Below are 12,300 nucleotides of genomic sequence, written 5' to 3'. Positions count from 1 at the left end.
CGATGACCGAGAGTACGAGTGCGAGTCCGTCGAGCTCCCAGCAGGGCAGCGCCGGGCAGGACGCGGAGTAGCCACCGACACTCCGCGGAGCCGCCCGCGAGCAGTTGCCCGGGGGGCGGCCGCTTCGAGCGCGCATCTGCGCGGGCCGCCCCCTCCCGGAGGATTGGCCGAGTGGTAAGGCAGCGGCTTGCTAAGCCGTCGTCGGGGTGGAAGCCTCGCGCGCGTTCGATCCGCGCATCCTCCGCAGGGCCCTTGGGCGGGCCGCAAGACAGGCCGGACTAGCCCAGCAGGTGTTCCAGCGTCATCGCGATGCCGTCGTTGTCGTTCGACGCCGTGATCTCGTGCGCCACTGCCTTCAACTCGTCGTGCGCGTTGGCCATCGCCACACCGTGCGCCGCCCACCGGAACATCGGGATGTCGTTCGGCATGTCACCGAACGCGATCGTGTCCGAAGCCCGCAGCCCCAGCCGTCGCGCCGCCAGCGAGAGTCCGGTCGCCTTGCTCAGCCCCAGCGGCAGGATCTCCACGATCGCCGGACCCGCCATCACCACGTTCACCAGGCCGCCGATCGTCGCCCTGGCCACCTTCGTCAGTGCGTCGTCGTCCAGCCCCGGATGCTGCATATAGAGCTTGTTGATCGGGGCGGACCACAGTTCGGACCGGTCCTCGAAGGTCACCACCGGCAGCGGGCCCTCCTGCACCCGGTAACCCGCGCCGACCAGCACCTCGCCATCGAGCCCGTCGCGGCTTGCGGCCAGCGCCAGCGGGCCGATCTCCGCCTCGAGCTTGGCCAGTGCCAGAGCCGCCAGTTGGCGGTCCAGCGTCACCGACGTCAACAGCCGCTGTTCGCCCGCATGGTAGACCTGCGCGCCCTGGCCGCAGACCGCCAGGCCCTCGTACCCGAGGTCGTCCAGGATGTGCCGCGTCCAGGGAACGGCGCGGCCGGTGACGATGATGTGGGCGGCGCCCGCCGCCGTCGCGGCGGCGAGCGCGTCGCGTGTGCGCTGCGAGACCGTGTCGTCGCCCCGCAGCAGCGTGCCGTCGAGATCCGTTGCTATCAGGCGGTACGGGAAGGGGGCGGGGCTCACTTGGAGACCGGCTCCAGCACCTCACGCCCGCCCAGGTACGGCCGGAGCACCTCGGGCACCCGTACCGAACCGTCTGCCAGCTGGTGGTTCTCCAGGATCGCCACGATCGTGCGCGGTACGGCGCACAGCGTGCCGTTCAGCGTCGCCAGCGGCTGCACCTTCTTGCCGTCGCGCATGCGCACGGACAGCCGGCGGGCCTGGAAGCTGTCGCAGTTCGACGCCGAGGTCAGCTCGCGGTACTTGCCCTGGGTCGGGATCCACGCCTCGCAGTCGTACTTGCGCGAGGCCGATGCGCCCAGGTCACCGGTCGCCACGTCGATCACCTGGAAGGGCAGCTCAAGGCCGGTCAGCCACTGCTTCTCCCAGTCGAGGAGCCGCTTGTGTTCGGCCTCCGCGTCCTCGGGCGCGACGTACGAGAACATCTCGACCTTGTCGAACTGGTGCACCCGGAAAATGCCTCGGGTGTCCTTGCCGTACGTCCCGGCCTCTCGGCGGAAGCAGGGCGAGAAGCCCGCGTACCGCAGCGGCAGCTTCTCGGCCTCGATGATCTCGTCCATGTGGTACGCGGCGAGCGGGACCTCGGAGGTGCCGACCAGGTAGTAGTCGTCCTTCTCCAGGTGGTACACGTTCTCCGCGGCCTGGCCGAGGAAGCCGGTGCCCTCCATTGCGCGAGGGCGGACCAGCGCCGGGGTCAGCATCGGGATGAAGCCGGCCTCGGTCGCCTGCGCGATCGCGGCGTTGACCAGCGCGAGCTCGAGCAGCGCGCCGACGCCCGTCAGATAGTAGAAGCGCGAGCCCGACACCTTGGCGCCGCGCTCGACGTCGATGGCGCCGAGCGCCTCACCGAGCTCCAGGTGGTCCTTGGGCTCGAATCCCTCGGCGCCGAAGTCGCGGATGGTGCCGTGTGTCTCCAGTACGACGAAGTCCTCCTCGCCGCCGACCGGGACGTCCGGGTGGACGATGTTGCCGAGCTGGAGCAGCAGCCGCCTGGTCTCTTCGTCGGCCTCGTCCTGCGCGGCGTCGGCCGCCTTGACGTCGGCCTTCAGCTGCTCGGCCTTCTGCAGCAGCTCGGTGCGCTCTTCGGGAGAGGCCTTGGGGACGAGCTTGCCGAGCTGCTTCTGCTCGGAGCGCAGCTCGTCGAAGCGGAGGCCGGACGACCTGCGCCGCTCATCGGCCAAGAGCAGGGCGTCCACAAGAGAGACGTCCTCTCCACGGGCGCGCTGGGAGGCGCGAACACGGTCGGGGTCCTCACGAAGCAGGCGAAGGTCAATCACCCCACCAGGCTACCGGTGCGGACCGGTGGCACCTCAATCGATATAGCCTTGCGTGTCACTTTGTCCGAATTGCTTGAATTGTCGGAGTTTAGAAAACCCTGGGAAATTGCTCCGAGGGTAAGCGTCAATAAATGCCACGCTATTCGCTGAAATGGGGCATCTGGCGAAGGCTCACATTGACCGGCATCCCTTGTGGGGTGGGGGCTGGAGCCCGACTGTCCACAGGGGATACGGCCCTTCGCAAAGTTATCCACAGGTTGTGTGGGGGGTCTGTGGACCGCGGAAAAGATCATTCCAATGCAGCGGGTGAGTCGGAGGATTCACCACGCAAACGCACCTCACGGGCTCATTCGGGCGGGAATTCCTCGCTCTAAAGAGTTGATCAATGGAATTGAGGTGACACGGGCCACCGTGCGGCCCTGTGGACGGAGTTGGGGTGACTGAGCAGATTTGTCGACCATGTCGGGTTGTGTTGTCGACTTGTCCCCAGGTCGAGAAGCAAGCCTGTGGATAAGTTCTGTGGACAACGAAAATCTGCAGGTAGGACCGGGCCGCTGCTCCACTGCTGCCAGCTGCTCTACCGCCGCTCCACCGCTCAGGCCCGGCCGTCCTGGCAGCGCGCCAGCCAGTCCGAAGCGGCCGTGAACTCCTCGTCCGACGTTCCCGCCCGCAGTTGCCGTAGGTCCTCGACCGCCACGCCCGCCCTCGGATACGAGCCGAGGAACCGCACCTTCGGGCAGATCCGCTTCAGCCCCATCAGCGCCTCACCCACCCGCCGGTCCGAGATATGGCCCTCGGCGTCCACGGCGAAGCAGTAGTTCCCGATGCCCGCGCCCGTCGGCCGGGACTGGATCAACATCAGGTTGACCCCGCGTACGGCGAATTCCTGCAACAGCTCAAGCAGCGCACCCGGGTGGTCCTCGCCCATCCAGATGACCACCGACGTCTTGTCCGCACCGGTCGGCGCGGCGGGCCTGGCGGGCCGGCCCACCAGGACGAAGCGGGTCTCCGCGTTCTCGGCGTCGTGAATCTCGGTGACCAGTGGCTCAAGGCCGTAGGTGGCCGCCGCGAACTCACCGGCGAAGGCCGCGTCGTAGCGCCCCTCCTGGACGAGGCGCGCGCCGTCGGCATTCGACGCGGCCGACTCCCACAGGGCGTCCGGCAGGTTGGCCCGCAGCCAGTTGCGCACCTGGGGCTGAGCGACCGGATGGCCGGTCACCGTCTTCACCTCGGACAGCTTGGTGCCAGGACGCACCAGCAGCGCGAAGGCGATGGGCAGCACCACTTCGCGGTAGATCATCAGCGGTTGGCCCGAGGCCAGCTCGTCGAGGGTCGCGGTGACGCCGCCCTCGACGGAGTTCTCGATCGGTACGAGGGCGGCCGCGGCGTCCCCGTTCCGTACGGCATCGAGCGCCGCGGGTACGGACACCATCGGGACCAGCTCCCGGGTGGCTGCTTCCGGGAGGGTGCGCAGGGCGGCTTCGGTGAAGGTGCCCTCGGGACCGAGATACGTGTAGCGCGTGGCCGACATACCGTCACCCTAATGGGCCCGCGAACCGGACGACTCGCGATCTTCAGGACTCCAGCAGCCGCTGTCCCACGTACTCGCCCTTCTTCGGACCGCCCGGCACCGCGAACAGTCCGCTCGCCTCGTGCCGGATGAACGCCGACAGCGCATCGCCCCGGTCGAGCTTGCGCTGCACGGGAACGAAGCCGCGCAGTGGATCGGCCTGCCAGCAGATGAAGAGCAGCCCCGCGTCCGGCGTCCCGTCGGCGGCGATGCCGTCATGGAAGGAGAACGGCCGCCGCAGCATTGCCGCGCCGCCGTTCTGCTCCGGGGCGGAGATCCGGGCATGTGCGTTGTCCGGGATGACCAGCTTTCCGTCCGGGCCGGTCTCATCGAGCGCGGGCTCGGTCAGCTCGCTGCCGCCGGTCAGCGGTGCGCCGTCGGACTTGCGGCGGCCGATGACCTGCTCCTGCTTCTTCAGTGAGAGCTTCTCCCAGTCGTCGAGGAGCATGCGGATCCTGCGTACGACGGCGTACGAGCCTCCCGCCAGCCACTCGTACTTCGTCCCCGGCGGCACGAAGATCCGCTTGTCGAAGTCCGGCTCGGACGGCTTGGGATTGCCGGTGCCGTCGATCTGGCCCATCAGATTGCGGGCGGTCATCGGCTTTCCGGTGGCGCCGGGCGAGCGGTTGAAGCCGTTCATCTGCCATCGCACCCGGGCCGCGTCCCCCGCCGCCTTCTGGATCGCGCGCAGCGCGTGGAAGGCGACCAACGCGTCGTCCGCGCCGATCTGCACCCACAGATCGCCGTCCGACCGCTTGGCGTCCAGCTGATCGGAGGAGAACGCGGGCAGCGGGTCCAGCTCCGGCGGACGCTGCGCTGTCAGCCCCGTACGGTCGAAGAAGGTGTGGCCGAAGCCGAAGGTCACGGTCAGCGATGAGGGCCCGGCGTCGAGGGCGACGCCGGTGTCGCCGTCGCCGGCCGACCGGCCTGCCATCAGATCGCCCGCGAGCGTGGACCAGCGGCGCATCAGTGCGGCGGCCTCCTTGCGGCCTGCTCCCGGCGCGAGATCGAAGGCGATCAGATGGCCGCAGGCCTGCAGCGGCGTGGCGATGCCCGCCTGGTGGGTGCCGTGGAAGCCGATGCCCGTCGAGCCGAGCGTGGTCAGTGCCGTCGGGGCGTCGCCGGCCGCGGCCGCGTGCGCCGCGGCGCCGCCCGCCGCTCCCAGGACAAGGCCGGTCGCGCCCGCCCCGCCCACGGTGCCGAGCAGCCGCCGCCGGGAGATGTCCTTGTTGCTCACGGGATTGTCGCTCACAGGGTTGTCGCTCACGAGGTTGTCGCTCACGGGTGGTTCAGCCGATCTTGATGTTCTTGTCGACGGTCGTCTGGTCGATGTCGGAGGTCCGTACCATCACCTGGACCTGCCAGTCGCCGGGCATCGGGATCTGGACCGGGTCCGCGCTCCAGTGTCCGACGGTGACGCGGTCGGGCGTGATCGGCAGCGGGCCGATCTGCTTGGCCTTGAGGGTGAAGGAGACCTTCACCTCGGGCACGTCCATCGGCTTCAAGTCCGGGTTGTAGATCCAGACGTGCATCGCGTTGCCGCCGGAGGTGGCGGGGTCGAGGCTGAGCCGGACGGTGCCCTTGCCGTTCTGGCCGCCCGTGTCGAAGGGCAGCTTGATCTCGGTGGGGCCGGCCGGCGCGTTGGAGGCCGCCCGGGTGCCCGATGCCCCCGCGGACTTGGCCGCCTCCTCTTGCGTACGACCCGGTTCGGTGGACGTCAGGATGGTGGTCACCGCCAGCAGGACCACGGCGATGCCCGCCTCCGCCAACACGGAACGGCGCAGTCCGGAACGCTCGGGGTCGGCATCCCTCGCCCTCTTCTTCAGGGCCGTGGCCACCGCGGCCTTCTGCCGGGCGAGTTGGGCCGCACGCTCGGGGTCCGCGTCCGCCTCGTCCTCCGCCTCCGCGGTGTCCTCGGCCTCCGTCACCTCTCCCAGCTGCGCCGTCCACCGCCGCGAGATCCATGCCACGCAGACCATGACGACGACCAGCGCGACCTTGACCAGCAGCAGCTGTCCGTACGACGTCCCGGTCAGTGCCGACCAGGAGCCGACCTGCCGCCAGGACTGGTAGATCCCGGTCGCGGTCAGCACGACGACGCTGCCGAACGCCACCCGGGAGAACCGCCGTACCGCCGCCCGCTCGATCGAAGGTGCCAGGTAGAGCACCGTGAGCAGCGCCGCGAGCCCGCCCAGCCAGGTCGCCACGGCCAGCAGATGCAGGACGTCCACCGGCATCGCAAGGCCCGGCTGGATGCCGGTCGACGCATGTTCCGACAGGGCCCACGTCCCGGCGATCCCGGCCGCGACGACCGTGCCGCCGATGGCGAGTCCGAAGGTCAGATCCTTCTTCTCGCCCTCGCCCTCGCCCTCGCCCTCGTCCCCGTTCTCGTCCTCCCGCTTCGCGTACGCCCCGAAGAGCACGGCGACGAACAGCGCGGCCGCCCCGAGCAGCAGCAGCCGCGAGATGAGCGCGGCCCCGGTCTTGGTCTCCAGGACGTCCCGCAGTCCGCCGAGGTCGAAGGCGTCCGCCAGGTTCCCGGAGCCGGTGTACGGGGTGCGCAGCAGCAGCATCGCGAGCGTTGCCGCGGTGAGCGCCACCCAGCCCTGTGCGACGAGGCGTTGCAGCGGGCGTACGGAAGCGCCGCGCTGCCAGCACGCGAGGACGAAGGCGGCGCCGCCGACGAGCAGCACGAAGCCCGCGTACGCGGCGTAGCGCGCGATGTCGTAGAGAACGCCGACCACTCCTTCGCCGGCCTTCTGGTCGGGCAGGGCGGCGGAGGTCGCGGAGGGCGCCCCGATGGCGAAGGTGAAGGCCCCGGAGACGGGATGGCTGTCTGCGGAGACGGCCTGCCAGGCCACGGTGTACGTGCCGTTGGGCAGTCCCGGCAGCAGATCGACGCCGTAGGTGACCTTGCCGCCGGTGCTCAGGTTGCGGATCTTGGCCTTGTCGGCGCGTTTGCCGCTGGGTTCGAGGACCCGGATCGAGTCGTTCCCCATGGCGACCTGCTCGGAGAAGGTGAGCGTGACCTCCTTGGGGGCGGTGGCGACCACCGCCCCGTCCTTCGGGTTGCTCCCGGTCAGCGCGGCATGTGCCGAGGCGGGGCTCGCGCCGGCCAGCAGCGCGCCGATGAGCGTGCCGATGAGCACGGTCGCGGCGAGGAGCAGCCGGACGACCGGGGCTGGGCCGAAGCGCGGGGCGGTGGCTGTCATGGCGTGATCAGTCCCTCGGTGCTCAGTGCTTCTCCGGGTTGTACGTGGGCTCCTTGACGGGAAGTTCGACCTTGATCGGGTCGGACTTCTCGAATCGCAGCTCCACGGTGACCTTCTCGCCCTGCTTCGGCTGTTGCTTGAGCTTCATGAACATGATGTGGTTTCCACCGCGTTCGAGGTCGAGCTCACCGTCCGCCGGGACGTCGAAGGCCTTCACCTTCTGCATCTTCTGGTTCGTCGACTCGTGGATCGTGATGTCGTCGGAGATGTCGCTGGTGACGGAGGTGAGCTTGTCCGCTCCGCCTCCGGTGTTCTGCACCGTCAGAAACCCGGCGGCCATGTCGGCGCCGACGGGCTGTGGCATGAACGCGCCGCTCACCTTCAACTCGGGCGATCCGGACAGGCCGTCGGACGAGCAGCCCGCCACCGCCAGGCCCGCGGTCAGGGCTATGACGGAGGCGGCGGTGGAACGGCAGTTCACGGGTTCTCCCCACGGATGATCTTCGGCAGGTCCTTGGCGTACTCGTCCGCCGAGGTGTCGTCGCCGTAGAGCACATAACCCGCGTCGGTCTTCGGGGAGAAGGCGATGACCTGCGCGCCGTGCATGGAGACGATCGTGCCGTCCTTCTCCTTCTTCGGCGGGTCGATGCCGATACCCATCTGCCGCGCACCGGCCTGGATGGTTGCGAAGTCGCCGGTGAGACCGGTGAAGGACGGGTCGCCCGCGCTGGGCAGCCATTTGGCGAGTTCGGCCGGGGTGTCCCGCTCGGGATCGGTGGTGACGAACACGACCTGGAGCTTGTCCTGGTCGGCCTTGGCGAGCTTCTTCCTGGCGATGGCGAGATTGCTCATCGTCAGCGGGCAGACGTCGGGGCAGTGCGTGTAGCCGAAGTAGATCAGCGTCGGCTTGCCCTTGGTCCGCTCGCGCAGGTCGTACTTCTTGCCGTGGGTGTCCGTGAGCACGAGGTTCGGCTTGGTGAACGGCTGGTCGAGCACGGTCGCCGGCTTCTGGACAGCCGCGGAGACATCGGTTACGGGACCCTTGGCGGAGTCGCTGCCCGAGCAGGCGGAGAGGGTGAGCGCTGCGGCCACGACGAGCGTGGCCGCGAACACGGTCTTCTTACGCATGGAGAAATATCCCAAATGTGGTGTACGGGGCCTCAGGAGGCGCATCACGAGGCGCGCCGGGTCCCGCGTCCGGAGGAGCGTTCGGAGGAGCGTCAGGAGGAGCGGCGACGGCCGGCCAGGACGCCGAAGGCGACACCGGCAATGCCGGCGAGGATGCCGACGATGCCCAGGACGCGCGCCGTCGTGTCGCTGCTTTCGTCGGACGCCGTCTCGGACTTGGCGTCCTCGTCGTGCCCGTGCCCGGCGTTCTTGCCGTCCTTGGCGGATGCTTCCTTCGCGCCGCCGTGCTCGTCCTCGGTCGCCGCCGAAAGCTTCAGGACCGGCGCGGGGGACTCGGGCTCGGGAGCACCCTCCTTGGTCTCCTCGATCCAGCGCACGACCTCCTTGTTGTCGTACGTCTGCAGTGCCTTGAAGACCAACTGGTCGGCGTCCTCGGGCAGCCGGCCGAGGGAGAGCGGGAACTGCTGGAACTGGCCCGGCCCGATCTTGGAACCGTCAGCGGTCCAGGTGACCTTCGAGACGGCCTCGGTGATCTGCTTGCCGTGCACCTCGAGCGGCTTGGCCAGCTTCGCCTTGGTGACCTCGACCTTCCAGCCGGGCACGGGCTGCGGCATCACCGACGCCAGCGGGTGCTCGGTCGGCAGGTTGACCTCGAGCTTCACGGTCGAGGCGTTGTCGCGCTCGTTGGGGACCTTGAAGTTGACCGTCGCATAACCGCCCTTGGCGGCCTCGCCCTGCGGCTGCACGCTGACGTGCGCGAAGGCGGTGCCGGACAGCAGCAGCACGGAGGAGGCGGCAACACCGGTCGCGAGAGCGATACGGGAAACGTTCATGGCGGTGGACACTCCACAGTTCAGAAGAGGTGGGTGTGTGCCGGGCACATCGGGGTGCGCGGGCACCACGGCACCACTCCCGTCGAGTGGGCCGCGTCAGGCTGCGAGAGCGAGCTGTGCGGGAGGCCCGCGCCTGATCACCGTGTGCTGGAGTGCCTCGCCGGCCGATGGCGCGGGAAGGCCGGACGCGCGCCGGGGAGCGCGCGGATCCACCGCGGGTGCCCCCGCCAGACCGGCGCGCAAGGCGCGTACGAGTCCGAGCGCCGCGCGCAACGGGCGCAGCCACGCCACCTCGGCCACCTCTTGGGCGGAGTCCGCCGACAGCCGGATCAGGCGCCCGAGCGCCAGATCCCCGCGCCGCAGCAGCCAGCCGGTCGCGAGCGCGGCCAGCAGATGTCCCAGCAGCATGGGGAGTGTGGGCAGCAGCCGCGGCGATGCGGCGGCTGCCTCGGCCATGTGCGCATGGGCGGCGTGCCCGGGCGGGATGATGCCCGCGTTGCTGACGATCCGCTGGGCGTCCGCGGGGCTCAGCGAGGCAGCACCTGCCCCGCAGACCAGCCTCGCGGCCATCCTGATCAGCGCGTCGTCCGCCGTCGGGGCGAGCTGCAGCCGGTGCTGCTGCCCGAGCCCGAACAGCGCGTGCAGAGCAAGCTGTCCGACGGCCAGCGCGACGGTGATCGACGGCAGCGAGCGAACCCGCCCGGCGAAGGGCGCGACCAGCACGAACACCCCGATGAACCCTGCGGCCAGCGTCCACCACGGGACCGCCGCGCAGGCGGCCAGCGCATGTCCCGTCGCGGACAGCACAACGCAGACCGCGGTGAACACCGCGGCCCTCAGCAGCCGGGGACCGGCTCCGGCGCGTGCAACGGGGATGGACGACATGGCCGGGTCATCATCGCACTGTGGTGGGACGGCTCATGCGCCAGGTCCGGAAGATCCCCTTTGTCGAAGATCCTCAGGGGCGAGTGCACTGCTTGACGGGTGCGCGGCGGCATACACCGCCGCGCGAGCCGCGCGCGTCCGCCGAATGAGCGCAATCACGTCAACTGTGCGCTTACGGACCGTGTCTTGTGGCAATACGTATCGGTATGTCGAGCCGCAGCCAGGAGGCTGGAGCATGAGCATTTGGTGGTCTCTCCACTTGCGGCGCGAAGCCGCGAGCGTCCCGCTCGCCCGTCGCCTGCTGCTCGGCACGATGGAGACCGCGGGGGTCGATCCCGACGTCTCCTACGAGCTCTCGGTCGCACTCGGCGAAGCCTGTGCGAACGCCGTGGAGCACGGCGGCGGCCAGGACTCCGGCGATGCCTCGGCGGCGTACCGCGTGACTGCCTATCTCGACGGCGAGAAGTGCCGTATCGAGGTGGCCGATTCGGGCCCGGGCTTCCCGGTGCCGGATTCAGGCTTCGCCGTACGGCACGGCGAGCAGTGCCCGTACTCCGTGCCGCAGGCTTCGCCGACCGCCGAGAGCGGCCGCGGTCTGTGCCTGATCGAGCAGCTCGCCGACCATGTCGACTTTCGCAACCGGCCGGGCCACGGCGCGGTGGTCAGTTTCGACAAGATCCTGAAATGGCGGGAGAACGCGCTGCTCAAGGTCTCCTGAGCCGCGCGCCCTCCGCTCCCTACGTCATTACGCTCCGTACGTCATTCCGCACGTCTGTCCGACGTCGTACGGTCAGCCCCTGAGCGAGGCCATCCACGCCTCGACCTCGTCGGCCTGCCGCGGCAGCGCCGCCGACAGATTCCTGTTGCCGTCCTCGGTGACCAGGATGTCGTCCTCGATCCGGACGCCGATGCCCCGGTACTCCTCCGGCACCGTCAGGTCGTCGGCCTGGAAATAGAGCCCGGGCTCCACCGTCAGGCACATGCCCGGCTCCAGCGTCCCTTCGACATACGCCTCGGTGCGCGCCGCGGCACAGTCGTGGACATCCATGCCGAGCATGTGGCCGGTGCCGTGCAGCGTCCAGCGGCGCTGCAGACCCAGCTCGAGGACGCGCTCCACCGGGCCCTCGACCAGACCCCACTCGACGAGCTTCTCGGCGAGCACGTGCTGCGAGGCGTCGTGGAAGTCTCTGAACTTGGCGCCCGGCTGCACGGCCGCGATACCGGCCTCCTGCGACTCGTAGACCGCGTCGTAGATCTTGCGCTGCAGCTCGTTGAAACGGCCGCTGATCGGCAGCGTGCGCGTGACGTCCGCGGTGTAGAGAGAGTCCGTCTCCACACCGGCGTCCAGCAGCAGCAGCTCGCCGGAGCGGACCGGGCCGTCGTTGCGCACCCAGTGCAGCGTGGTGGCGTGCGGGCCGGCCGCGCAGATCGATCCGTAGCCGACGTCGTTGCCCTCGACGCGGGCGCGCAGGAAGAAGGTGCCCTCGATATAGCGCTCGCTGGTCGCCTCGGCCTTGTCCAGGACCCGTACGACGTCCTCGAAGCCGCGCGCGGTGGAGTCGCACGCCTTCTGCAGCTCGCCGATCTCGAACTCGTCCTTCACCGCACGCGCCTCGGAGAGACAGACGCGCAGCTCCTCGTCGCGCTCCGCGGTGACCTTGTCCGTCAGCGCGGCCTCGACGCCGGTGTCGTGTCCGCGTACCACGCGGACCGGTCCACTCGCCTCGCGCAGCCGCTCCGGCAGCTCGCGCACGTCCTTGGCACGCAGACCGAGCAGCTGCTCGGCCTCGGCGAGAGAGTGCCGGCGGCCGACCCAGAGCTCGCCCTGGCCGGAGAGCCAGAACTCGCCGTTCGCACGGTTGGAGCGGGGCAGCAGATGGATGGTGGCCCGGTGCCCGTCGCCCTTGGGCTCCAGGACCAGGACGCCGTCCTCGGACTGGTCACCGGTGAGGTACGCGTACTCGGTGGAGGCGCGGAAGGCGTACTCGGTGTCATTGGAGCGGGTCTTCAGATTGCCCGCGGGGATCACCAGACGCTCGCCGGGGAAACGCGCCGAGAGAGCGGCACGGCGGGCTGCGGTGTGCGGGGCCTGCGCGATGGGCTCCAGATCGCGCAGTTCGGTGTCCGCCCAGCCACTCGTCATGTTCTCGGCGAGCTCGTCGGACACGCCCGGGTACAGGCCGTTTTTGCGCTGCTTGATGGGCTGCTCTTCTTCGTCCGGGCCCGCTGCGTCAGCAGCAGGATCGGATGCCGCCGGGGTGAGCTCCTCGGCCACGTCTGCCTCCTCGATACGACTGGACCGCCTTCCAT

General features: G+C 69.4%; 11 protein-coding genes and 1 tRNA gene. 2 read left to right on the top strand and 10 right to left on the bottom strand.

Going from position 1 to position 12,300, the window contains the following annotated elements; all coding sequences use genetic code 11:
* Positions 1-157 precede the first annotated feature (157 nt).
* Positions 158-244, top strand: a tRNA-Ser gene (locus ACI2LP_RS15655).
* Positions 245-278: 34 nt separating this feature from the next.
* Here the strand turns inward: ACI2LP_RS15655 and ACI2LP_RS15650 are convergent.
* The 9 genes from ACI2LP_RS15650 to ACI2LP_RS15610 form a co-directional block, all read right to left on the bottom strand.
* On the bottom strand, positions 279-1,088 hold the full coding sequence (locus ACI2LP_RS15650) for an HAD family hydrolase (protein WP_404725069.1): 810 nt from the start codon (positions 1,086-1,088) through the stop codon (positions 279-281).
* Positions 1,085-2,362, bottom strand: coding sequence for a serine--tRNA ligase (gene serS, locus ACI2LP_RS15645; protein WP_404725068.1), 1,278 nt, complete (start codon positions 2,360-2,362; stop codon positions 1,085-1,087). The genes ACI2LP_RS15650 and serS overlap by 4 nt, the downstream gene beginning before the upstream one ends.
* Positions 2,363-2,957: 595 nt before the next feature.
* Positions 2,958-3,893, bottom strand: coding sequence for a prephenate dehydratase (pheA, locus tag ACI2LP_RS15640; protein WP_404725067.1), 936 nt, complete (start codon positions 3,891-3,893; stop codon positions 2,958-2,960).
* Between the two features lie 43 nt (positions 3,894-3,936).
* Entirely contained in the window at positions 3,937-5,199 is a 1,263-nt protein-coding gene (efeB, locus tag ACI2LP_RS15635; RefSeq protein WP_404725066.1) for an iron uptake transporter deferrochelatase/peroxidase subunit, read from the bottom strand.
* Between the two features lie 22 nt (positions 5,200-5,221).
* Positions 5,222-7,144, bottom strand: a complete 1,923-nt coding sequence (locus ACI2LP_RS15630; protein ID WP_404725065.1) for a copper resistance CopC/CopD family protein — start codon at positions 7,142-7,144, stop codon at positions 5,222-5,224.
* 22 nt (positions 7,145-7,166) lie between these two features.
* Positions 7,167-7,625, bottom strand: coding sequence for a copper chaperone PCu(A)C (locus ACI2LP_RS15625; RefSeq protein WP_404725064.1), 459 nt, complete (start codon positions 7,623-7,625; stop codon positions 7,167-7,169).
* Positions 7,622-8,272, bottom strand: a complete 651-nt coding sequence (locus ACI2LP_RS15620; RefSeq protein ID WP_404725063.1) for an SCO family protein — start codon at positions 8,270-8,272, stop codon at positions 7,622-7,624. Before ACI2LP_RS15620 ends, ACI2LP_RS15625 begins: the two co-directional genes overlap by 4 nt.
* A gap of 92 nt (positions 8,273-8,364) precedes the next feature.
* Complete coding sequence (locus tag ACI2LP_RS15615) at positions 8,365-9,105, bottom strand: YcnI family protein (protein ID WP_404725062.1); 741 nt, start codon at positions 9,103-9,105, stop codon at positions 8,365-8,367.
* A gap of 96 nt (positions 9,106-9,201) precedes the next feature.
* On the bottom strand, positions 9,202-9,990 hold the full coding sequence (locus tag ACI2LP_RS15610; protein WP_404725061.1) for a hypothetical protein: 789 nt from the start codon (positions 9,988-9,990) through the stop codon (positions 9,202-9,204).
* A 235-nt stretch (positions 9,991-10,225) separates the two neighbouring features.
* Here ACI2LP_RS15610 and ACI2LP_RS15605 point away from each other — a divergent pair, with 235 nt between their 5' ends.
* Positions 10,226-10,708, top strand: coding sequence for an ATP-binding protein (locus ACI2LP_RS15605; RefSeq protein ID WP_404725060.1), 483 nt, complete (start codon positions 10,226-10,228; stop codon positions 10,706-10,708).
* 72 nt (positions 10,709-10,780) lie between these two features.
* On the opposite strand, the gene ACI2LP_RS15600 is transcribed toward ACI2LP_RS15605, so the two are convergent.
* Positions 10,781-12,265, bottom strand: coding sequence for an aminopeptidase P family protein (locus ACI2LP_RS15600; RefSeq protein ID WP_404725059.1), 1,485 nt, complete (start codon positions 12,263-12,265; stop codon positions 10,781-10,783).
* Positions 12,266-12,300 lie beyond the last annotated feature (35 nt).

Origin of the sequence: Streptomyces sp. NPDC019890 (assembly GCF_044903445.1) — a bacterium.
Taxonomy (GTDB): Bacteria; Actinomycetota; Actinomycetes; order Streptomycetales; family Streptomycetaceae; genus Streptomyces.
This window is presented reverse-complemented; position numbering and strand designations above follow the sequence as displayed.